General features: G+C 32.6%; 24 protein-coding genes and 1 tRNA gene. 20 read left to right on the top strand and 5 right to left on the bottom strand.

Going from position 1 to position 23,855, the window contains the following annotated elements:
- The 5 genes from ACP5FO_RS00220 to ACP5FO_RS00200 form a co-directional block, all read right to left on the bottom strand.
- Positions 1 to 885: a hypothetical protein gene (locus tag ACP5FO_RS00220; RefSeq protein WP_428105652.1), complete on the bottom strand. Its 885-nt coding sequence runs from the start codon at positions 883 to 885 to the stop codon at positions 1 to 3.
- A complete protein-coding gene (locus ACP5FO_RS00215; protein WP_428105656.1) occupies positions 882 to 1,910 on the bottom strand; it encodes an Mrp/NBP35 family ATP-binding protein in 1,029 nt (342 codons plus the stop codon). The genes ACP5FO_RS00220 and ACP5FO_RS00215 overlap by 4 nt, the downstream gene beginning before the upstream one ends.
- 16 nt (positions 1,911 to 1,926) lie before the next feature.
- Complete coding sequence (ahcY, locus tag ACP5FO_RS00210) at positions 1,927 to 3,180, bottom strand: adenosylhomocysteinase (protein WP_428156855.1); 1,254 nt, start codon at positions 3,178 to 3,180, stop codon at positions 1,927 to 1,929.
- Between the two features lie 4 nt (positions 3,181 to 3,184).
- The gene (gene metK / locus ACP5FO_RS00205; protein WP_428105659.1) at positions 3,185 to 4,336 is read right to left on the bottom strand and encodes a methionine adenosyltransferase; all 1,152 of its coding nucleotides are present in this window, start codon (positions 4,334 to 4,336) and stop codon (positions 3,185 to 3,187) included.
- 16 nt (positions 4,337 to 4,352) lie between these two features.
- Positions 4,353 to 4,439, bottom strand: a tRNA-Leu gene (locus ACP5FO_RS00200).
- A 121-nt stretch (positions 4,440 to 4,560) separates the two neighbouring features.
- Between ACP5FO_RS00200 and ffh the strand changes: the two genes are divergently transcribed.
- From ffh to ACP5FO_RS00100, 20 genes are all read left to right on the top strand, one after another.
- Complete coding sequence (gene ffh, locus ACP5FO_RS00195; protein ID WP_428105664.1) at positions 4,561 to 5,880, top strand: signal recognition particle protein; 1,320 nt, start codon at positions 4,561 to 4,563, stop codon at positions 5,878 to 5,880.
- A 17-nt stretch (positions 5,881 to 5,897) separates the two neighbouring features.
- A complete protein-coding gene (gene rpsP / locus ACP5FO_RS00190) occupies positions 5,898 to 6,143 on the top strand; it encodes a 30S ribosomal protein S16 (RefSeq protein ID WP_428105667.1) in 246 nt (81 codons plus the stop codon).
- Positions 6,140 to 6,370: a KH domain-containing protein gene (locus ACP5FO_RS00185; protein ID WP_428105671.1), complete on the top strand. Its 231-nt coding sequence runs from the start codon at positions 6,140 to 6,142 to the stop codon at positions 6,368 to 6,370. Before rpsP ends, ACP5FO_RS00185 begins: the two co-directional genes overlap by 4 nt.
- Positions 6,371 to 6,389: 19 nt before the next feature.
- Positions 6,390 to 7,052, top strand: coding sequence for a tRNA (guanosine(37)-N1)-methyltransferase TrmD (trmD, locus tag ACP5FO_RS00180; RefSeq protein WP_428105675.1), 663 nt, complete (start codon positions 6,390 to 6,392; stop codon positions 7,050 to 7,052).
- Entirely contained in the window at positions 7,045 to 7,392 is a 348-nt protein-coding gene (gene rplS, locus ACP5FO_RS00175; RefSeq protein ID WP_428156839.1) for a 50S ribosomal protein L19, read from the top strand. Before trmD ends, rplS begins: the two co-directional genes overlap by 8 nt.
- Complete coding sequence (locus ACP5FO_RS00170) at positions 7,364 to 7,732, top strand: YraN family protein (RefSeq protein WP_428105750.1); 369 nt, start codon at positions 7,364 to 7,366, stop codon at positions 7,730 to 7,732. The genes rplS and ACP5FO_RS00170 overlap by 29 nt, the downstream gene beginning before the upstream one ends.
- Entirely contained in the window at positions 7,719 to 8,255 is a 537-nt protein-coding gene (locus tag ACP5FO_RS00165) for a molybdopterin-dependent oxidoreductase (protein ID WP_428105681.1), read from the top strand. The genes ACP5FO_RS00170 and ACP5FO_RS00165 overlap by 14 nt, the downstream gene beginning before the upstream one ends.
- An 82-nt stretch (positions 8,256 to 8,337) precedes the next feature.
- Entirely contained in the window at positions 8,338 to 9,591 is a 1,254-nt protein-coding gene (dnaA, locus tag ACP5FO_RS00160) for a chromosomal replication initiator protein DnaA (protein WP_428105685.1), read from the top strand.
- A 233-nt stretch (positions 9,592 to 9,824) separates the two neighbouring features.
- Positions 9,825 to 10,808, top strand: coding sequence for an AAA family ATPase (locus tag ACP5FO_RS00155; protein WP_428105689.1), 984 nt, complete (start codon positions 9,825 to 9,827; stop codon positions 10,806 to 10,808).
- Positions 10,805 to 13,141 carry a DNA topoisomerase (ATP-hydrolyzing) subunit B gene (gene gyrB / locus ACP5FO_RS00150; RefSeq protein ID WP_428105692.1) on the top strand — a complete coding sequence of 779 codons (2,337 nt, stop codon included), beginning with the start codon at positions 10,805 to 10,807 and terminating at the stop codon, positions 13,139 to 13,141. Before ACP5FO_RS00155 ends, gyrB begins: the two co-directional genes overlap by 4 nt.
- Position 13,142: 1 nt before the next feature.
- Entirely contained in the window at positions 13,143 to 15,569 is a 2,427-nt protein-coding gene (gyrA, locus tag ACP5FO_RS00145) for a DNA gyrase subunit A (protein ID WP_428105696.1), read from the top strand.
- The gene (locus tag ACP5FO_RS00140) at positions 15,538 to 16,485 is read left to right on the top strand and encodes a polyprenyl synthetase family protein (RefSeq protein ID WP_428105698.1); all 948 of its coding nucleotides are present in this window, start codon (positions 15,538 to 15,540) and stop codon (positions 16,483 to 16,485) included. Before gyrA ends, ACP5FO_RS00140 begins: the two co-directional genes overlap by 32 nt.
- Positions 16,486 to 17,793 (top strand): glutamyl-tRNA reductase, encoded by a 1,308-nt coding sequence (gene hemA / locus ACP5FO_RS00135; RefSeq protein ID WP_428105703.1) that lies wholly within the window; start codon positions 16,486 to 16,488, stop codon positions 17,791 to 17,793.
- Entirely contained in the window at positions 17,780 to 18,646 is an 867-nt protein-coding gene (gene hemC, locus ACP5FO_RS00130) for a hydroxymethylbilane synthase (protein ID WP_428156838.1), read from the top strand. Before hemA ends, hemC begins: the two co-directional genes overlap by 14 nt.
- A complete protein-coding gene (locus tag ACP5FO_RS00125) occupies positions 18,607 to 19,464 on the top strand; it encodes a uroporphyrinogen-III synthase (RefSeq protein WP_428105709.1) in 858 nt (285 codons plus the stop codon). Before hemC ends, ACP5FO_RS00125 begins: the two co-directional genes overlap by 40 nt.
- Positions 19,461 to 20,291: a transketolase gene (locus ACP5FO_RS00120; RefSeq protein WP_428105711.1), complete on the top strand. Its 831-nt coding sequence runs from the start codon at positions 19,461 to 19,463 to the stop codon at positions 20,289 to 20,291. Before ACP5FO_RS00125 ends, ACP5FO_RS00120 begins: the two co-directional genes overlap by 4 nt.
- The gene (locus ACP5FO_RS00115; protein WP_428105715.1) at positions 20,281 to 21,207 is read left to right on the top strand and encodes a transketolase family protein; all 927 of its coding nucleotides are present in this window, start codon (positions 20,281 to 20,283) and stop codon (positions 21,205 to 21,207) included. Before ACP5FO_RS00120 ends, ACP5FO_RS00115 begins: the two co-directional genes overlap by 11 nt.
- Entirely contained in the window at positions 21,200 to 21,826 is a 627-nt protein-coding gene (locus ACP5FO_RS00110) for an ATP-binding cassette domain-containing protein (protein WP_428105717.1), read from the top strand. The genes ACP5FO_RS00115 and ACP5FO_RS00110 overlap by 8 nt, the downstream gene beginning before the upstream one ends.
- Entirely contained in the window at positions 21,823 to 22,659 is an 837-nt protein-coding gene (locus tag ACP5FO_RS00105) for a cell division protein FtsX (RefSeq protein WP_428105720.1), read from the top strand. The genes ACP5FO_RS00110 and ACP5FO_RS00105 overlap by 4 nt, the downstream gene beginning before the upstream one ends.
- A complete protein-coding gene (locus ACP5FO_RS00100) occupies positions 22,646 to 23,854 on the top strand; it encodes a murein hydrolase activator EnvC family protein (protein ID WP_428105722.1) in 1,209 nt (402 codons plus the stop codon). Before ACP5FO_RS00105 ends, ACP5FO_RS00100 begins: the two co-directional genes overlap by 14 nt.
- Position 23,855 lies beyond the last annotated feature (1 nt).

The following is a 23,855-nucleotide window of genomic DNA, read 5'->3' as shown; positions in this document are numbered from 1 at the left end:
TTAACAAAAGTGCTCAACAATTAAACCTTCGAGTAAACTTCCATTTGTAGTATAAATTTCCATTTTGTTAAAAACAGACATAATTGTCAAGACAATTTGTGCACCGACTACAATAACATCCTCTCTACCCTCTTCTAAAACGTCAAAATATCTTAGGCGTTGCTGTTTATCCATCGAAATCATCTTATCAAGAATTCTTTCGATGTTTTCTTTCTTTAATTGGTAGTTTTCGCAAACTTTATAGTCATAAACATGTAAATTTAAGTCCATAGCTGCCAAACTTGTTACTGTGCCAGCATTACCTATTAAATACTCAAAATCAAAATCCATCATGTGCGGGACAAGAGCATCTCTAAATGCGTAAGAGGCAAGCATAAGGCTTTCTTTTGTGGGTGGATCGGTGTTGCAAAACTTTTCTAGCAACTTTACAACACCCAATTGTACACTGAATGATTTTACAATCTTGTCTTTATCGCAAAACATAAATTCGCAGCTGCCACCGCCCAAATCAAAGCCAACCCAATTTTTATGCTTCAAATGTTCAAGTGAAAACAATATACCTTTTTGGCTTAAGTTTGCTTCTTTTAAGCCATCTATGATATCAATTTTCATATTTGTTTGTCTTAAAAAATCATCCTTATTATGGGCTTCTCTTATAGCACTGGTGGCTACCGCTACGTAATGTGAGCACTGGTAGTTCCGCATAATTTTTTGATACTCGCTTAAAATAGAAAGCGCTTTTTGTATATTTTCCTTTTGTAAATAACCGTTACTACCTTTACCTAAGCGGGCAATTTTACTTAAACGCAAAACCACCTTGCACGTTTTTTCATCCGCTACTGCAAGTCTTATTGTATTTGTGCCAATATCAATTGCAGCTATCATGAATTCTTCAATGTTTCTATGATGCTTCTTGATGCATCTGCAAAAGCTTTAGCTACAACTGAGTCTGGGCTTGATACTGTAACTGGACTGCCTTCGTCTCCACCTTCTCTTATCTGTATATCTATTGGTATTTCGCCCAAAAACGGTATTTTAGTCTTTTTAGCAAAAGCTTCTCCGCCACCGTGTGAGAAGATATCAGCCTTGTAGCCGCATTTTGGACATATAAAATAACTCATATTTTCAACAACACCGACCACCGGCACTTTGAGCTTTATAAAGAAATCATACGCTTTTGCAGCATCGTCTAAAGCCACATTTTGAGGTGTAGTTACAATTATACCACCACTTACCTTTGCTTCTTGGGCAAGTGTAAGCTGGGCATCACCTGTGCCAGGTGGTAAATCAACAATTAAAAAGTCTAACTCACCCCATGTAACATCGTTTAAAAACTGTTTTATTACCTGGTTTATTAATGGACCCCTCCAGATTACAGCTGCATCTTTTGGTATCATGCTGCCAATTGATATTATCTTTATACCGTATTTTACAATGGGCAGGATTTTATCTTTATTTTTTGGGTCAAGCGCAACAGGAATGCCGTCTATACCCATCATGCGCGGTATATTTGGACCATAAATATCAGCATCAAGCAAGCCTACTTTATATCCAAACTTAGATAGACTAATTGCTAAATTGACACTTACTGTAGATTTACCTACACCGCCTTTGCCACTTGTTGAAGCCAGAATATATCGAATATTTTCCAATTTTGGTGGTTCTTCGTCGTGTTTTGGCAAATTGATAATTATATTTACATCTTTTACACCTTCAATTTTTCCTACAGCATTGGGTATGCTTTTTTGCAAAATCTGTACAGCATTTGCATTGTCTTCTTTCATCATTAATTCAATGCTTACTATACCTTCTTCTATTGAAATGTTGCCAATCACACCCTCTTTGATTACGCTATCTGTTTTGCCCGGGTAAAATACCTTACCAAGCTCTTCTTTTATTTTGTCTATCACTGCATGCCTCCTTATTTTATGTACCAAAAGACCAACTTTTTAAATATTCGATCTGCTCTTGCGTTAATGTATCATACTTAACACCCATTGCTTTAAGTTTGAGTGCTGCAATACGGCTATCTATGTCTGACGGTATTTTGTAAACTTTTTTATTTAAAATATCTTTATTATCAACGATAAACTTTGCACTCAGTGCTTGATTTGCAAAACTCATATCCATAACTGCGCTTGGGTGACCTTCTGCTGCAGATAAATTGACCAGCCTTCCTTCTGCTAAAATATAGATTTTTGTATTTTTTAACTCATACTCGCACACATAATCCCTTATAATATGTTTTCTTATGGCAGACTTTTCTAAATTTTTTATATCAAGTTCAACATCAAAATGACCTGAATTTGCAACAATTGCGCCTTCTTTCATTACCTCAAAATGCTCTAGCCTGATAACATTAATGTCGCCTGTTACGGTGCAGAAAAAATCGCCTATTTTTGCAGCCTCAATCATAGGCATGACTCTAAATCCATCCATTATGGCCTCAAGCGCTCTTATGGGATCTACTTCGCACACAATAATATTTGCACCAAGACCACGCGCACGATCAGCTAAACCCTTGCCACACCATCCATAGCCAGCTACAACAAACACACTACCTGCTATCATTCTGTTTGTTGCTCTAATAATACCGTCGATTGTGGACTGGCCAGTGCCATAGCGATTATCAAACAAATGCTTTGTGTCTGCGTCGTTCACGGCAATCACGGGAAACAATAAAACACCATCGCGCTCCATGCTCTTTAAGCGAATAACGCCTGTTGTGGTTTCTTCTGTTGAGCCTAAAATATTTATTGCCAGGTCTTTTCTTTTTGAGTGAATGGTCGAAACTAAATCGGCGCCATCATCCATTGTAATATTTGGTTTATAATCTAAAACCGCATTAATATGACTGTAATAAATTTTATTATCTTCACCTTTTATAGCGTAAGTGGGTATATTATAATGCGTAACAAGACTTGCTGCAACATCATCTTGTGTAGAAAGGGGGTTTGAAGCACACAACGCCACATTCGCACCACCTTCTTTTAGTGCAATCATAAGATTTGCCGTTTCTGTTGTTACATGCAAACACGCACCTATTGTCAAGCCTTCAAATGGCTTTGTTTTTGAAAATTCTTCCTGGATTAATCCAAGCACAGGCATTGATTTGCTTGCCCATTCAATACGCTGTCTACCTTTTTCTGCCAATGATAGGTCTTTTACATCAAACATTATCGCCTCACAAGTATTTTTGAAATTTTTCAACTAAATCTGTCTTTTCCCAGCTAAATTCCTTTTCTTTTCTACCAAAATGACCATAAGAGGCCGTTTTCTTATATATTGGGCGCAATAAGTCTAGCGTATCAATGATACCCCTTGGTGTTAAATCAACGTTCTCAATTACCGCCTTTTGGATTTCTGATTCTGGTAGCTTGCTTGTGCCATAGGTTTGTACCATAACACTAACAGGCTCTTCCACGCCAATTGCATAGGCAAGTTGAACCAAGCATTTTTGAGCCATATTGCTTGCAACTATATTTTTTGCAATGTAGCGAGCCATATAAGAAGCGCTTCTATCAACTTTTGTTGGATCCTTGCCGCTAAAAGCACCGCCACCGTGCGGAGCAGCGCCACCATAGGTATCAACTATAATTTTTCTGCCAGTTAGGCCTGTGTCGCCTTGAGGACCGCCAATAACAAACCTACCTGTTGGATTTATATAAAAACTGATGTCTTTATCCCATAAGTCTTTTGGTATAACATGTTCTATAACGCTTTCTACAATGTCTTTTCGAAATCGCTCAAGTTCTACATAAGGCTCATGTTGAGCAGAAACAACCACTGCTGTAACTTTTGTTGGCAGGCCATCCTCATAGCGAACCGTCACCTGTGTTTTGCCATCTGGTCTTAGATATGGTAATATACCTTGTTTTCTAACATCGGCAAGTCGTTTTGCCAGTTTATGGGAAAGACTCAACGTCAACGGCATAAATTCAGGTGTCTCGCTGCATGCATAACCAAACATCATACCCTGGTCGCCTGCTCCTACTCTACCACCCTTTTTACTAACACCAAGCGCAATATCTGGCGATTGTCTATGAATGGAAGTAATAACAGCACAAGATTTATAATCTAATCCATAATCGGCATTAACATAACCTATTTCTTTAATCGTATCTCGCACCACATCTGGTATTTCTACATAACTTTCTGTTGTAATCTCGCCTGCACACAAAACTAAACCTGTTGTTAAAAGTGTTTCGCAAGCCACCCTGCAGTTTTTATCCTTTTCAATAATAGCATCTAAGATTGCATCTGAAATTTGGTCTGCCAACTTGTCTGGATGACCTTCTGTTACGGATTCTGAAGTAAAATAGAACGAACTTTTCATACTAACTCCTTTTGTTTGGTGCCGAAGAGGGGACTCGAACCCCTATGGAATTGCTTCCACTAGACCCTGAATCTAGCGCGTATGCCAATTTCGCCACTTCGGCATAAATTGTTGCAACAATTATATTGCTATTATTGGTTTAGTCAAGATTTTATTAGGCATATGTTTAACAAATTTATATTGACAATACCAAACAAAATAAATACATTAGTAATGAGGTTTATATGTTTGAAGATCTAGAATCAAAATTAGCAAATGCACTCAAAAAAATCAAGGGGCAAGCGCTAATAACCGAACAAGACGCTCAAGAGGTGCTTAAAAATATCAAATTTGCTCTTTTGGAAGCCGATGTAAACTATAAAGTTGTAAAAGGAATAGAGCAAGAGCTAAAAGAAAAACTCATTGGTAAAGAAATTGAAAAAAATCTTACGCCTTTCCAAACGATAATAGATACTGTTCATAAAGAGCTAACTCAAGCCTTAGGTGGAGAAAGTACCGCATTTATTATCAATACAAAGCCTTTCATTATCATGCTTGTTGGCATACAAGGCAGTGGCAAAACTACCACTTGTGCAAAGCTAGCAAAGCTCCTTAAAAGTAAAGGCAGACAGGTTTTGCTTGTTGCGTGCGATATATATCGCCCCGCCGCAATAAAGCAGTTGCAAACGCTCGGCAAACAGCTTGATATACCTGTATTTTCGAAAGAAAACCTAAAACCTCAAGATATTGCAAAAGCAAGCATTGAATATGCAAAAACCAGCGGACGCGATGTAATAATAATTGATACAGCTGGCAGACTTCAAATAGATGAACTACTCATGCAAGAACTGGTGATAATGAAAAATACAGTCAAGCCAAATGAAGTACTGCTTGTGGTAGATAGCATGATAGGTCAGGAATCTGTAAATATAGCAAAGAAGTTTAATGATGATGTAGGCATTAGCGGTCTTATATTTACAAAAATGGACGCTGACGCCAGAGGTGGAGCGCTTTTATCGGTTAAACGTATTGTGGATAAACCAGTAAAATTTATCGGTATTGGCGAGAAAATATCCGATTTAGAACAGTTTTATCCAGACAGAATTGCCTCGAGAATACTGGGTATGGGAGATATTCTTACATTAATAGACCAAGCAAAAAATCAGATAGATGAAAATGAACAAAAACAGCTTCAGCGAAAACTCAAAAAAAATCAATTTACGCTCGATGATTTTTTGGGTCAACTAAAAAAAATACAAAAAATGGGCTCAATTGCAAATATTATAAAAATGATACCCGGTTTAAATAAAATTAAACTTTCAAATACAGATGATTTTGAAGTTGAAATAAAAAGAATCACAGCCATTATTCAGTCTATGACCAAAAAAGAAAAAGAAAACTATAAAATTATTGATGCAAATAGAAAAAGACGCATAGCAAAAGGTAGCGGCACAGATGTACAAAGCATAAACAAATTACTAAAACAATTTGAAGAGATGAATAAAATGATGAAAGGGCTTGATAAAAACAAAGCTTTGAATATAATGAAGAATCTTGGTAAATAGTAATTGGAGGTAAAACAGTGGTAGTTGTAAGGTTAACCCGACTTGGCAGAAAAAAAAGAGCGTTTTTTAGAATTGTGTGTGTAGATTCTCGAAAAAAAAGAGACGGTAGTGCATTGGAGATCTTAGGGTATTACGATCCATTAAAATCCGAAGACAAATTCAAGCTCGATATGGAAAAATACAACGCCTGGATAGAAAAAGGTGCAAAACCTACATTAGCAGTTGAAAACTTAGTAAAAACGCTTAAAGAGGTGAAAAAATGAAAGAGTTAATTACCTGTATAGCAAAACGACTGGTGGATAATCCAGAAAAAGTAGAAGTACAGCAGATTGATGGAGAAAAAACTACAGTTATTGAACTGAGAGTAGACCATGCTGATCTTGGTAAAGTAATCGGCAAACAAGGCAAAACTGCGCGTGCCATGAGAACATTACTTAACGCTGTATCTACAAAAATGGGTAAAAAGGCTGTTTTAGAAATTTTAGAATAAAATTAAACATTTAGTAAAAATGAGGATTTATCTGTTGAGTGTTTATCCTAAAATTTTTGAATCTATATTCGATGATGGTATATTTAAAAAGGCAAAAAAAGAACATTTAGCAGAGTTTGAATTTGTGAATATAAGGGATTTTACCACAGATAAGCATAAAACCGTAGATGATAGCGTATACGGTGGTGGTCCTGGCATGTTACTGAAACCAGAACCAATATATAAAGCATTAGATTATATAAAGTCAAAGGATAAAGACGTATTGAGTGTTATTTTAACGCCCGAAGGGACTTTGTTTAACCAACAAAAAGCCAAAGAATACGCCAAAAAAGAATCAATAGCTTTTATATGTGGCAGATATGAAGGTTTTGACGAAAGGGTTAAATTACTTGCTGATGAAAAAATCTCTATAGGGCAGTTTATAATTAGTAGAGGAGAGCTAGCTGCAAGCATAATAGTGGATGCAATTGTTAGACTTTTGCCTGGCGTGCTTGGAAACAAAGAGTCTTTAAAAGAAGAAAGCTTTGAAAACGACTTTCTAGAGTATCCCCAATACACAAGACCCGCAACGTTTAGAGGTCTTAAAGTGCCAGAAGTTTTGCTTTCTGGTAATCATGCTATGATAGAGAAATGGAGAAAGGAAAATACATTAAAAGTAGAAAGAGAGGTTTGTGATGGATAAATTAAAAATGTTCGAAGATGAATTAACAAAACAAAAAGAAACTCCTAATTTACAGCCAGGCGACACGGTAAATGTGCACATTAAAATTACAGAAGGCAAAAGAGAAAGGATTCAGATTTTTAGCGGCATTATTATTTCTCGAAGAGGTTCTGGTATAAATAAAACGTTTACGGTAAGAAAAGAATCATACGGTGTGGGTGTTGAAAAAATTTTTCCACTTTATTCACCAAACATTGAAAAAATTGAAATTGTTTCGCGCGGTTTAGTAAGAAGAGCAAAACTATACTACTTAAGAGAAAGAAGGGGTAAGTCTGCAAGAATCAAAAAGAAAATTACTTAATTTACTTTTTGGCAAAAAATGCGAACAAATAGCTGCTAAATATTTGCAACAAAAAGGTTACAGTATTTTGGTACGTAATTTTAGCTATAGAGGCGGTGAAATTGATATAATTGCTAAGAAAGACTTTAAAATAGTATTTATAGAAGTAAAGGGTCGAAATAGTTCGCTATTTGGAAACGCTAAAGAGGCAGTAAATTATAAAAAGCAAGAACGAATCAAAGAAGGCGCAAAGTTATTTATGCTTAAACATAATTTAAATGAGAATGAATTTGAAATAAGTTTTGATGTAATTTCTATAGAAAACAATAATATAGAATGGGTAGAAAATGCCTTTACCTAAAGGACAATATTTAGTAAAAGATTTTATAGACATTACCATAGAAAACAATGACAAAAAGTTTGATAATTTAGTTGTAATAGTCAAAGATAAGCAAAAAATCTTTGACTATAGCGAGCTCATTGCTTTAATGGATACAAAATTATCGCTTGATATGCACTGTGTAGATGGCTGGAGTGTGCAAAATAACACATTCGAGGGAGTAAGTTTAAAAAAAATCTCAGAGATAGTGAATGTGAAAGATTTTGAGTATATCGGCTTAGAATCAATTGGTGGCTATAAAAGTTTTGTTGATAAAGACTACGCTTTAGATAGTTTTGTTTGCTTAAGGTTGAATGGAAGTGCTTTAAGTAAATCAAGAGGTTTTCCAATGAGATTTATCGCACCAAAACTTTACGCTTATAAATGGGTAAAACATTTATATAAGATAACTTTCACGAACAAAAAACCATATGGTTACTGGGAAGATAGAGGCTATAGCGCCAGAGCAAGGGTTGAATTCCAGGAGCGATTTAAAGAGGACTAGTATAAATCAAATCTAATCATCAAAAATTACTTGCAAAAACTACTTCATTGACTTTTTTGGTTTTCTAAAATATAATTTAAATGTGTGGGATTTATTTTTAGATTCTTTTAAAAAAAAACTTGATATAGACGACATCGAGACAATTTCTTTAATTGAAGCAAATAGTTTCAATAGTGAACTTATCTCACTTACAATTCCAAATGATGAAGCGCGACAGCTTTTAAAGTCAAAATACCGCAAAGAATTCAAAGAAACGATTGAACAATTATTTGAAAAAGCACCAAAAATTGAATTCATCATAAAAAAAGAACTCCAATCAAACTTAAATCCCAGATATAAATTTTCAAACTTCGTGGTTGGACCAAACAACCAACTAACATACGCGGCAAGCTATGCTGTGTCAGAAGCTCCAGGTAAAGCGTACAACCCGCTTTTTATATACGGCGGGGTGGGGCTTGGTAAAACACATATTTTACACGCAATCGGAAATCATATAAAAGAAAAAAACTCGAAAAAAAAAGTATTATATATTTCAAGCGAAGAATTTACAAACGAACTTATAAACTCTATACAGTACAAAAAAATGACACAATTTAGGAACAAATTCAGAGAACTTGATTGTTTGTTGATAGACGATATACAGTTTATATCCAAAAAAGAACGCACGGAAGAAGAATTTTTCCATACTTTTAATGCTTTATACGAAAATCAAAAACAAATAGTTATAACATCAGATAAGCCCCCAAGTGAAATAAAAGAAATAGAAGATAGATTAAAATCGCGCTTTAACTGGGGATTAATCGTTGATATACAGCCACCAGAATTAGAAACTCGTATTGCAATAATAAAAAAGAAGGCAGAGAACTACAATCTGTATTTAACTGATGATATAGTTGAGTTCCTGGCAAAAAATTTTGAGTCAAATGTAAGAGAAATAGAGGGTATAATCGTAAAAATCAATGCATATGCTTCACTATTTAAGCAAACTATCAATATCGAGTTTGTACAAACAATTTTACAAGACGTTATAGAAAGAAAACAAAACACGCTTAATGTAGAAAATATACAAGACATTGTGGCAAAAAATTTCAATATAACAAAAGACATAATGTTATCAGGTAAAAGAGATAAACATATAATACTACCAAGAGAAATTGCTATATTTCTGTCAAGGAAACTCACGCAGCACTCCCTATCTGAAATAAAAATAAAATTTAACATGAAATCGCACGCAACTATCATAAACGCATGCTCGAAAATCGAGAAAGAAATAGAAAGATCAACACAAATTAAAGAAATTATAGAAAAAATAGAAAAAGACATAAAAAATGTCTAAAACACTTACAAAAAATGGTTAAAAAATATACAATAACAACAGAGTACTGCTCACCACAAAAGCACTTTTCAACATTACTAACAGACTTTTTGACAAAAAAATACAATATATTAGGCTACAAAAACAATCGAAACTTACATTTTAAACATATTTTAGCGCCTTATTATTATTATTATATTTTATTAAATATATTTATTTAGGAGTACAAAAATAATCAATAAGAAAAGGGTACAATGTATTTAAACTACATATCAATATTTAACTTTAGAAACTACAAAGAATTTTACTCTACCTTTAAACCTGATATTAACATAATACAGGGTGAAAACGCTTCAGGAAAAACCAATCTCTTAGATGCTATATATTTTTTACTAAATTCACACAGCTTTATTAGTAAAAAATTTCTAGAAAAACAAAAAGAATCTTTATTAAAAGGCAATGTAATAAAAGATATCTCATACAATATTACAATCAGTCTAAACAAAAACAAAAAATCACTAATAAATTCAAAAAATCGCAGTCTAAAAGACTTTAAAACACTATTTCCATCTATTATATTTTCTATAAAAGATTTTACAAATTTTAGTGAAAAAAAATACACATTATCACTACTTGACAAATTTTCATTTGTAGAGAATCCAAATATTATAATAAATATCATAAACACACTAAAACAGCTAAAATTTAAACGCTACCTTTTTGAAAAAAAAGATTACAATACAATAAAAATAATAAACAAAGACATTAACAAAAATATACAAATCATACAAGAAAACAGAAAAAAATCAGCTCAGACAATAAATTTATACCTCAATAAACAAAACATACTTCAAAAAAATATAAAAATAGTATACTCTCCATTTCTATTTGATGAAAAAATAGAACATTTAGAAATACAAACAATGCACAATATATTTACACTATACAAAGACTCAATTAATATACTTCTTGACGAAAACAATATTTTCAGCTATTCTTCTGTAGGTGAGAAAAAAATGGTTCTATTTACTTTGATGTCATCTCTAATCAATCATTACAATATTTATGAAAAAGAACCCATTATAATGATTGACGATATAGAAAGTGATATATCAAAAAAAAATTTAGAAAAAATATTAGACAACATAAGTAAACTAAAAAATCAAATATTTATTACAACACTAGGTAATATTAAAATGATAAACGCAAATATACTTACTTTAAGTGAGGGGACATGATAGCTAATTACACAGCAGAATCTATAAAGATATTGAAAGGTTTAGAGGGTGTTAGGAAAAGACCGGCAATGTATATAGGTAATACTGCATCTGAAGGTCTTCATCACCTCATATACGAAATAGTTGATAATTCTATTGATGAATCTATGGCTGGTTTTTGCAATAAAATTGAAGTTATAATCCACAAAGATGGCTCCGTAACAGTAAAGGATAACGGCAGAGGCATACCAACAGAAATACACAAAGAAGAACAAATACCAGCAGCTACGTTGGTGCTAACCACACTTCACTCTGGTGGTAAATTTGATAACAAAAGTTATAAAGTATCAGGAGGCTTGCACGGTGTAGGCATAAGCGTTGTAAATGCACTATCATCGTACTTAAAAGTTGAAATTCATAGAAACGGTTTTATTTTTGAGCAAGAATTCCAAAGAGGTATTGCAATAAACGAGCTCAAGAAAGCAGGAAACTGTGATGATACCGGGACAATTGTAACATTTAAACCTGATGATTTAATTTTCAGTACAACCGATTTTAGCTACGAAATATTAGAAAAAAGATTACAAGAATTGGCTTTTTTAAATAAAAGTATTGCAATAAACATAACAGACGAAAGAATAGAAAAACAAAATTCCTTCTATTATGAAAATGGTATTGTAGCGTTTATAGACTACCTATGTAAAAATAAAGAACCATTACTCGAAAATCCTATTTTAATAACTGTCAATCATGAAAACACACAACTTGAATGTGCCTTAACATACACTAAAAACTATGAATCGAATATTTTATCTTTCGCAAACTCTATACTAACGCAAGAAGGTGGCACACATTTATCTATTTTTAAAACTGTTTTAACTAAAGCAATAAATAATTATGCTAAAAAAAATAACAATCTAAAAAATATTACATTAAGTGGTGAAGATTGTAGAGAAGGTTTAGTAGCTATAATTTCTATAAAATTACCAAACCCAGAATTTGAAGGGCAAACAAAAACAAAACTAGGAAACTTAGACACCAAAGGTCAATTACAGAGTTTGTTGTACGATAAAATAAATGACTACTTCGAAGAGCATCCAAATATAATTAAAGTAATTCTTGAAAAAGCGGTGTTGGCATACAACGCAAGAGAAGCAGCAAGAAGTGCAAGAGAGCTTGTGCGAAGAAAAACTGTATTTGAAACAAAAAATTTACCTGGAAAACTCGCTGATTGTCAAGAAAAAGATCCGGAAAAAACAGAAATTTTTATTGTTGAGGGTGATTCAGCTGGTGGTAGTGCAAAGCAGGCAAGAGATAGAAAGTATCAGGCAATTCTACCTATTAAAGGTAAAATCTTAAATACAGAAAAGTCAAATTTGCATAAAATCCTATCGAATGAAGAAATAAAAAGCATTGTTGCAGCTATTGGCTGTAATATAGACAAAAATTTTAATATAAATGAAATAAGGTATCATAAAATTATTATTATGACGGATGCAGATGTAGATGGAAGTCATATACAAACACTGCTTTTAACATTTTTTTACAATTTTTTGCGCCCTATTATCGAAAAGGGCTACCTATATATTGCTCAACCACCACTTTATAGAGTGAAATATGACTCGAGTAGCAAATATTTCAAGGATGACGAAGCATTGCGTTCATTTTTAACCGATAGAGCATTAAAAAAAGTTTCTTTTGATGTTGACTTTAATTTAAAGGATTTGTTGCTTAGATTTACAAACCTATCAAGTATATTTGAACAGTTTGAACAGGAAGAAAACAAAGAAAAATTTTTTCACTATACAATCGTAAATGATATTACGGCCGAAAATTTAACTCAAAGCCTAGACAAAATTAAAAATGCATTAAATTTAGAAAAAATTGAAGAGTTTGATACAAATATTAAATGCTCCTATATACAGGATAGACAGCTAAAAGAGTTTTATGTAGATAAAACAGTTTTTATAAGTAAAATTTATACAAAATTATTCGAATTTTACACAATTGAATCGAAAATAAAGTTTCCTGTAATAGCCTATACAAACCAAAGCAAACAAGAAGATATTAATAAAAACAAACTAACATTCAACAATCTGCATTCTATATTTAATTTTATAGATGAAATTTCAAAAAAGGGCATAGAAATACAACGATATAAAGGATTAGGTGAAATGAACCCGCAACAATTATGGGAAACAACAATGAACCCAACAACACGTACAATGCATCTTGTTACTATAGAAGATTTTAATCAAACAAAAGAAATATTTGAATTGCTAATGGGAGATAAAGTTGAACCTAGAAGAAAATTTATTGAAGAAAATGCAAAATTAGCAAATCTGGATGTGTAGTATGAAAGATCTCTTTGGAGAAATCATTCAAAAAAACATTGTAGATACAATGAAAAAATCCTACATTGACTATTCTATGAGCGTTATTGTAGGAAGAGCCTTGCCAGATGCAAAAGATGGTTTAAAACCAGTTCACAGAAGAATACTTTTTGCAGCAAGTGAGCTGGATTTAATGCACAACAAGCCATACAAAAAAAGCGCTCGTGTGGTAGGTGATGTTATAGGTAAATACCATCCACATGGTGATACAAGCGTCTATGACGCAATGGTACGAATGAGTCAAGAATTTTCAATGAGATACCCTCTAATAGATGGTCAAGGGAATTTTGGTTCGGTTGATGGAGACAGTCCAGCTGCAATGAGGTATACAGAAGTCAGGCTATCAAAAATCGCAGAAGAACTACTAAAAGACTTAGATAAACAAACTGTTGATTGGACACAAAATTATGATGAAAGTTTAAAAGAGCCGTCTGTTTTACCTGCAATGATACCAAACCTTCTAGTAAACGGCTCATCTGGTATAGCTGTTGGTATGGCAACAAATATTGCGCCTCACAATTTAGGCGAAGTTATAGAAGCTTTACTATTTTATATAGATAACAAAAGAGATGTGTCAACAAAAGATTTATTGCAATTCATAAAAGGACCGGATTTTCCAACTGCCGCAATAGTAATGTGCGATAATTTAGAAGATATTTATGAAAAAGGCATGGGAAAAATAAAAATACGCTCTCTTGCTAAAATTGAGAAAGTTGGTAATAAAAACATCATTATTGTGGAAGAACTTCCATACCAGGTAAATAAAGCAAACTTAGTAAAAGATATAGCTCAACTTGTAAAAGATAAACAAATTGAAGGTATTAGCGATTTAAGAGATGAATCAAATAAAGAAGGCATAAGAGTTGTTATTGAAATTAAGTCTAATGAGCAACCAGAAGTAATTTTAAATAACCTATATAAACTAAGCAATTTAGAGATAAGTTTTAGTATTAATAATCTGTGTTTAGTTGATAATGTACCAAAAATTTTATCTTTAAAAGAATATTTTAATGTATTTTTAGATTTTCGTGAACAAGTAGTAAAAAGACGCACTATTTACCTACTAAATATTGCAAAAGAGCGTATTCATATACTTGAGGGTTTAAAAATTGCCGTTAGTAATATTGATGAGGTCGTTAGTATTATAAAAAAATCTCAAACACCTCAAATAGCAAAACAAAAATTAAAAATCAGGTTTGATTTAAGTGACAAACAAACAAATGCAATTCTTGAAATGAGGCTTTCGCGTTTGACGGGTTTAGAAATCGAAAGGCTTGAGAAAGAATTTGCTGAAATACTTGAAAAAATCATTAATTATGAAAAAATTTTGGGTAATTATGATGAACTCCTATCAATAATAAAAAGCGAACTTATATATATCAAAGAAAACTATTTAGATAAAAGAAAAACAAAAATTTTAACAAAGCTTGAAGAAATTAATAAAGAAGATCTTGTAAAACAGGAAAAGCTGTTAATTACATTTTCACAAAAGGGATACATAAAATCCATTCCATTGTCATTTTATAATGTTCAATCTAGAGGAGGCAAAGGGCGAATTGCAGCTACATTTTCAGAGGACGACTATATTTTAGATTGTTTAGTACTGGATAGCCTGGATGATGTATTGATGTTTTCTAACGCTGGTAGGATTTATACAATGAAAGCCTACGAAATACCTAAAGCAAGTAATTATTCTAAAGGCAAGGCTATAGTTAATCTTTTGAATTTAAAAAATACAGAACAAATAAAATCTATAAGCGCTTTCAAACCGGGGAATGATTATGTTTTAGTAACTCAAAAAGGTACAATAAAGAGAATATCATTCGATAATTTTACAGATATAAAAAGTAACGGTCGAACGATTATTTCTCTAAAAAAAGAAGACAGTTTGGTTGCAATTATACCTAATGTTTCAAAGAATGATGAAATAGTAATTTGTACTCTATTAGGTCAATCTGTAAGGTTTGATGTAGAAAATGTACGCCAAATGGGCAGAGCTGCCTATGGTGTAAAAGCTATACGATTAAGCCCAGATGATTATGTTGTATCCGGGTTCAAAGTGCAGGAAAAAGACGAGAAAGTAGTATTAATTACACAATATGGGATCGCAAAAGTAATTTTGGCAGATAATATAAGAAAAGTTTCTCGTGGTGCAAAAGGCGTAAAAATAATTAAGCTAAAAGCAAATGATACGTTGGTTGACGTAGAAAGATTGAAAGAAGAAAGTGAAATTTTAATAACAACAAAGCTTGGAAAATTAATTAGAATAAATTCGAATCAGTTTAGAGAAATGTCAAGATATGCGCATGGTGTAAAAGCTATTGTACTTGAAGAAGGCGATGTTGTGGTGAAAGTCAATGTTACAAAAGACCAATATTGCGATATCTAGAATACAACATATTATAAAAAATATTGACGAAATTTTGCTGAATATAAAAACCGAAAGTGTACTATTAGATAAAGTAATAGATCAGATATCCGGTGGCAAGCGTTTAAGGCCAATATTGGTTGTAGCAAGTGCAAGAAGTTTGGGTTTTGATGAAGAGAAAATTTTACATGATACCGCTTGCATTGTAGAGTATATTCATATAGCAAGCCTATTGCATGACGATGTAATTGATGAGGCAAAAAAAAGACGAGGTAAAGAAAGTGTAAATTATGCATATGGCAACAGAGTAGCTATTATGAGTGGCGATTATCTTTATTCTTTGGCCTATAACAAAGTTTTAGATGTAGATATTAATATTGCAAAAGAAATTTCAAAAGCAGCCTATAATCTTGCATTAGGTGAAATATCAGAAATAGAGAATTTTTCTAAGATCATTAAAGAAGAAGAGTATTTTGATATAATTTACAAAAAAACTGCAAGCTTAATTGAAAGCTCATGTACTAGTGGGTGTTTGCTTGCAAAAAATCCGACACAGCTTGATTATTTCAGAGAGTATGGTAAAAATTTGGGATTAGCATTTCAGATTAAAGATGATTTAATGGACTATTCAAATAAGGATATTGGCAAAGATACCTACAATGATATACAAGAAGGCAAAGTAACACTACCGTTAATACTGGCTTTTCAAAAAGATTCTCAATTGCAATATCACTTAAATGAGTACTTTAAAACAAAAAAAGAAGAGCATAAACAATACTGTATAGCTTCTTGCAAAGCTTACGGTGTTGACAGAGCTTTTGAGGTTGCAAAACAAAAAGCTCTTACGGCAAAACAAAGCATACAGCATCTTCCAGGTTCTATATATAAGGATATTTTGCTTTTTTTAGCTGATTATGCTGTATCTAGAGAAAAATAAATGACACAGAATTTTGATTTAAACATTGATAATGTATACATCGTTGGTATCAACTGGCAAACAGCGCCATTAAAAATAAGAGAGTCATTTGTATTTGAGAACGCATTTATTCAAGAACACTCAAAAAACATTAAAGAAGCTTTTGATATAAGCGAAATAATGATTTTATCAACTTGCAATAGAACAGAAATAACTGTTGTTTCAAAGCACGACCCTCGAGATTTTTTAATAAAGTACCTATCAGATTATGCTAAATATGATCCACAGCAAATACAACAATGCATTTATACCAAAAAATCAATTGATGCGGTGCACCACATATTTGAGTTATCCTGTGGATTGGATTCTCAAGTTATCGGTGAAACGCAAATTCTAAGCCAACTCAAAGATGCATACCGCACAACAGTGGTTTATAATCTAAGCGGTGCTATACTAAATAGGATTATGCGCAAAGCATTTACTGTAGCAAAAATTGTCAGAAGCCAAACCAATATTCAAAAAGGTCATTTATCTATTGCAAGTTTATCAGCAAGCACAGCAGATGAACTTTTCGGCCTTAAAGATAAAAAAGTACTTATTATCGGAAGCGGGGATATGGCACGCTTGAGTGCAAAATATTTTTTTGATAAAGGAGCAAATATATCTTATATTGCTAACAGAAGAAGTGAAACCGTTGATTTTGCAGATAATTTTGGAGCTAAAATAATTGGCTTAGACGATATAAATAGTTTATTTAAAGATGTGGACGTAATTGTGTCTTGCATATATACGCCAAATCCAATAATTAATAAAATAGATATTAATAAAAAGCTCTTTTTAATTGACTTGTCTGTTCCCTCTTCTATAAGTCCATTAGTCAAACAAAATACAAATATTATACTCTTTAGTATTGATGATCTAAAAAATGCCAGCGAAGCGAATTTTTTGTCTAAGCGCTCAAGTATTGAAATATCCAAAAAAATCATAAAGGAACAATTAAATATATTTCTACAAGAAAATGAAGCACTAGACTATAATAAAACAATAGATTCGCTGAGGCAGTACGCTGATCTCATAAGAAAAATTGAGTTGAAAAAGTTTCAAAAAAAATACAAAATAGACGAAGAATTGATTAATGCGATAGATAAATTAACGCGTTCGATTTTAAACAAAACACTACACGAACCCACTTCAAAAATTAGACAATTTATTAAAGAGCCGGAAGGCGATATGTATGTTGAGTTAATTAAGAGGCTTTTTAACGTAAGTATCAATAAAAAGCCTGTAAATTGTTTTTTTTCTGAAAATCCAGATAATGAGAACAATTAAGATTGGTACAAGAAAATCAAAGCTTGCAATATGGCAGGCAAAATATGTAGAAAGCCTGCTTGTTGAAAATGGCTATGTTTGCGAGATTGTAGGGATTACTACACTTGGTGATAAAATTGATAAACCGCTTTATGAGTTTGGCGGAAAAGGCTTATTTACAAGCACATTAGAAGAATCCTTATTGAATAAAACCATAGATATAGCTGTACACAGTGTTAAAGACTTAAGTGTGACTCAAAATGAGCAGTTGCCTTTAAAATTTATTCTAAAACGCGATTTTCACCAAGATTGCCTTGTAAGTTTCCAAGGCTCCATTGACAGATTACCAAAAGGTGCTCTAATCGGTACAACTTCCCTAAGAAGACGCGTTGAGCTTTCTCATATCAGGAATGATTTAGAATTTATTGATTTTAGAGGCAATCTTGATACACGTCTTGAAAAGCTAAAAAAAGGTGTGGTTGATGCTATAGTTGTATCAAAATCAGGCTTGAAAAGACTTGGTTTATATGATAGTGCATACTGCTTTGATCTGGATATAGTAAGTTCTGCAGGACAGGGTGTAATTGGCGTGCAAACGCGCTTAGACGAATTTGATGAGCTTAATTTTTTAGACGATGGTGCAACGCATATGTGTGTTAGTATAGAAAGAGAATTTGTAAAAGCACTAAACGCTTCGTGCAATTTTCCAATCGGTGCTTATGCTTATTTTAACGAAAATGACCAATTTTGCTTAAAAACAATGTACGCAGACCCAAAAACCTTTAAAAAAATTGATTGTTTTAAGTGTGGTTTGCCACAACAGGTTTTAAAAGAATGTATAGAATACACAAAGAGCAAGTTAGCTTATATATAGACTGTGGTATTGGTTTAGAGTTTTTCCCCGATATTTACAAATTAGCTTATTTTAAAAGTAATATGCCAAAAAAGTTTTTATTAAAAGCGCACAATAAAACAAAAGATATAAATAAAGCTCAGGTTATTGTAAGATGCCATTGTAAACAAAGCGAAGAATCTCATAACACTCAAAATGACGCCCCAAAGGTGTTGTTTTGCGCAAATAAGGATGATTTAATTAAATATACAATTCAATATGAGAATATATACAATATGTGCCCTGTAAATGTGTTTGAGTTTGAAGCACTTGATTTTGATTTACCAGAAAAAAGCATAGAGCGAGTGTTTTTTTCAAGCAAAAGAGCTTTTGACTTTTTTGTTAAAAAAGCTGGTATGAGTTTTTTGTGCGGCAAAGAACTGCTTGCAGTGGGCAAGCAAACGGCAGAATACATAAAAAGTTTTGGCTTTAGCGTGAAACATCCATCAATTTACACATCAAGCGAGTTTGATTTAAAAGATACGCTTGTTGTTTGTCCAAAAGAACATGGAGTATATGATGAAAAAGCAATAGTGCTTGAAGTATATCAAACACTTATGGCAAAAGACATTGACTATTATACTTATGATTGTGATTTTGATTTTGCACTGATCAGCAGTCCATTTGCTTTTAAGTATTTAATAGGCACTTTTAAAGACTATCCTGGGCGTGTTAAAAAAAATATTATCTGTATTGGTACCACTACGCAAAAAGCAGTAGAAAAATTTGGATATTCTTGTATAATACCAAAAGAGTTTACAATACCTGCAATGTTTAAATTATTGGAGGATTTAAATTGAAAACAAAAGAATTAGAAGAGTTTTCTAAAACACTAAGAAAAGCGATACTGGTTTCTCTCAATGCAGCCAAAAGTGGACACAGCGGTGGTAGTTTAAGCTCAATTGATATCCTAAACACACTTTATTTTGGTGGCGTTTTAAATATAGATCCAAATAACCCAAGAAATGATAATCAGGATAGGTTTGTTTTATCAAAAGGACATGCAGCACCAGCACTTTATGTGTGCCTTGCTTATAAAGGCTTTTTTGATAAGGATTTATTGTATACTTTAAGAAAACTGGGAAGCCCATTGCAGGGTCACCCTGACTCTAAAAAATTAAAAGGCGTTTGTGCGTCTACTGGCTCTTTGGGTCACGGATTGTCCCAGGCAGTTGGTATGGCACTTGCACTTAAGCTTAAAAAAAGCAAATCAAACGTTTATTGCTTGATTGGCGATGGAGAAATGCAAGAAGGCCTTGTTTATGAAGCTTTAATGTGTGCAAGTCATTATAAATTAGACAATCTATGCGTTATTTTGGATTTTAATGGTTTGCAGATTGATGGGGCGATTAGCGATGTTATGAATATAAGTCCTGTTAAAGAAAAATTCGAAGCGTTTGGTTTTTTAACATACGAAGTAGATGGTCACAACTATGATCAATTGCTTGATGCATTTGAGCAATTTAAAAAAACAAAGAATTCTAAACCATTTGCACTAATTGCACACACAGTAAAAGGAAAAGGCGTAAGTTTTATGGAAAATAAGTATGAATACCATGGCAAACCGCCCACAGATGAAGAATTAAATAAAGCACTTTTGGAGTTAGGAGTGGAAAATGGAATATAAAGCAACAAGGGATGCATACGGTAAAGCTCTTGTAGAAATAGGTATTGATAGAAATATTGTTGTACTTGATGCAGATCTTTCTTCTTCTACAAAGTCTGCAGAGTTTAAAAAAGTATACCCAGAGCGTTTTTTTAATATAGGTATAGCAGAGCTGAATATGGTGGATATAGCAGCAGGGTTTGCACTCGAAGGTTTTAAGGTTTTTGCATCAAGTTTCGCTGTTTTTATAACAGGCAGAGCTTTTGAAGGTGTAAGACAATCTATTTGTTACCAGGATCTGGATGTAGTGTTATGCGGTTCTCATGCAGGCATAAGCGTAGGCGAAGACGGTGGTTCCCACCAGGCAATATGTGATATATCATTAATGAGAAGTTTACCAAATATGCAGGTAATTGTACCAGCTGACTACAATGAGGCTTATAAGGCTATACTGACTGCTTATAAAAGCAAGGGGCCTTTTTATTTTAGAACTTCAAGAGAAAAATCACTTAATTTTACAACGCATGATTTTGAAATTGGCAGAGCATATATTTTAAAGGAAGGCACAGATGCTTATATCTTTGCATGTGGTATAGTTTTGGAGCTTGCACTACAGGTAGCAAAAGAGCTTGAACAGGAAAATATTAATATAGGTGTGGTGAATGTTAGCACGATTAAGCCTTTAGATGAGCATACAATTTATATCTGTGCAAAAAACTCTAAAATGGTCTTTACACTGGAAGAGCATTCTATTATTGGCGGTCTTGGTAGTGTAATATGTGAGTTTTTAAGTGAGAATTTGCCTAAAAAGGTTGTGAGGTTAGGCATTAATGATAGATTTGGTCAATCTGGAACCTCGACTGATTTGTTTTGTGAGTATGGTTTTAGTGTAAACAGCCTAAAAGATAATATAAAAAAGAGCTTAAAAAATGATTGAATTTGTTGATGTTAGTAAATTTTATAGTGATCGATGCGTATTTTCAAATATCAATTTTTATATAAGAGAAGGTCAACTTGTACAAATTAGCGGCGGTTTTGCATGTGGTAAAACCACACTGTTAAAGTTAATTTGCAGGCTTGAAAAGCCAACAAGTGGTGATGTAAAAATTTTCGGTGAATCTTTAAATCACATAAGGTATTCAAGATTAATACATTTAAGAAAGCATATGGGTATAGTGTTTGACGATTTTGGACTTATCGACAACATGACTGCAAAACAATACCTTTATTTAATAACAAAATTGCTAAAGAGAAAACAATACTTGGAAGAATCTATCGATTTCTTTGATTTGGGCAATTTGCTTAATACTAAAATTTTTAATTTGTCGATATCAGAAAAGTATAGACTTGCTTTAGCTCGTATACTTGCTCTAAGAGCGCCTCTCGTGTTACTTGATGAGCCATTTTCTTATTACAAAAGTTTTCAAGAATTAATTTCTATACTTCGAAAGCTAAACAATGATTATAAAATGACAATTGTTTTTACAAATTTTACGCCAATAGAATCCATTGATAGTCTGGATATTTTCAGTAAGTGTAGTGTAGGTGTCCAATGAAAAAAGATTCTACCAAGTTAGTTATAACGTTTGTCGTATTGATTTTTTTGATCATTATTAGTCTTTGTGCATCTATATTATACACTGTAAATGATTATTTGGATGCAAGACGTTCTAATGTGCCTGTTTTCGTATTTTTTAAAGATAATGTTACAAAAAATCAAGCTTTGCAATTTACACAGTCGCTAAAAAAACAAGCATCAGTAAAACAAATTAAGTTTATTGACAAGTCGGCAGCTTTAACGGATATACTGTCAAAATTAAACTTACCGGAACAACAGTTTAGCGAAAATCCTTTGCCATATTCTCTAGAAATTTTTTTAAAACCAAAATTTGCAGCCGATGTGTCCAGCATAAGTTATATGGAAAAGACACTTAAATCAAACCCGCTAGTCGATGAAGTGCGCATACCAAAAGGTTTATTCGCAAACATCAGTCAAACTTACTCAGCTTTTAAAGAATTTGCCTACATTTTGCTTGGCATATTTGTTTTATTGGAAATTATTATTTTATCGTTACTTTTAAAAATTACTTATGAACATAAACGTTATACATTCGATAAACTAAAATTGCTTGGCATTAAAAGAGCAAGGATATTTTTTGTGTTCTTAAATCAAAATTTTTTATCGTGGCTTTTGGCCAGTATATTTGCCTGTATTTTAGGCGCTGGTGGCATGTTTTTATATGTAAATTATGTAAATATTGTCCCAAATTATCAAAATGATATTGTACTTTCATTTGGAATAAGTGGTGCTGCTAATATAATTTTATCATTAATTATTATTATAATTTTGAGCTTGTTTGTATTTTTTATTGAAGATGAAAAAATTTAGCGCAGCATGGACTGTTTTAATAATACTTGTATGCAGCACAGTAGTATTTGCCAGCCAAAAACAAGAATTAGAAAACAAGATTAAATATATAAATACAACTATATCTAATAAACAATACCACTACAATTTGGCTGAAAAAAAATACATTACTTATATAAATAATTTAAGAGATTTAAGTGCCAAAGTGCAAATTTTGCAAAAAAAACTTAATGAAAACGAAGCAAATTTAAAAAAACTATCTTCCGAGATTGATGAATTAAATAAAAGCATTGATCAGCTAACAAAAAAATTAAACGAAGAAAAAGCAAAAAGCGCTAAATCGCTAAAAGCTTATTATTACTTTTATAATGTGGAAAAATATTTTCCTCAAGGCTTGTATTATGAGTATATGAATAAAAAAATTGCACATTACCTGCAAGAGCGTATCAAATCATATATGGAACATCAGGTTTTACTAAATAAACAAAAACAAGAATTGCTTGCCAAGAAATCGAGTCAAATGAAGTTAACCAAAAAAATAAGCGAGCAAAAAAATATCCAGATAGACCAAAAAAACAAAATGGATATTTTAGCCAAACAAGCATCTCAATTAAAACAAGCCTATATTAGAGATATTGTAAACCTGCAAAGGCAGAGAAATTATCTACAGGTAGTTTTAAATAAAGTTATACAAGAAGAAATTAAAAAGCAAGAGGAGCTAAGGCGTCAAAGAGAACTTGAGCAGGCAAAATTACTGAAAGAAAAACAACTAAAAAAAGCTCAAGAGCTCCAAAAACAACAGCAAGAAAGCCAAATGAGGCTTGAAAACATGCATACCGGGTTAAGGCCGCCCGTTGAAGGCGTTGTAGTAGATAATTTTGGTGTTCAGACAAATAATGTATTTAATGTGCAAACGCGCAACGATGGTATAGATATTAAAGCAACAAGTGGTAGCCCGGTGCGCTCTATAGCCAAAGGCAAAGTTGACTACGTTGGAAACTTGCCGGGTCTTGGGGGTGTTATAATTATTAATCATTTAAATGGCTATTACAGCATTTATGCGCATGTTAATCCAAATGTATCAAAGGGTCAGATGGTTCAAGAAGGTCAAATAATTGGTCATTTAAGCGGAGATATTTTGCATTTTGAACTAAGAAGAGGTTCTGTGCCGGTAAATCCACTTAATTTTATAAATAGAAGATATTTAGGAGGTTAGG

The organism is Desulfurella sp., assembly GCF_049977265.1.
GTDB lineage: Bacteria > Campylobacterota_A > Desulfurellia > Desulfurellales > Desulfurellaceae > Desulfurella.
This window is presented reverse-complemented; position numbering and strand designations above follow the sequence as displayed.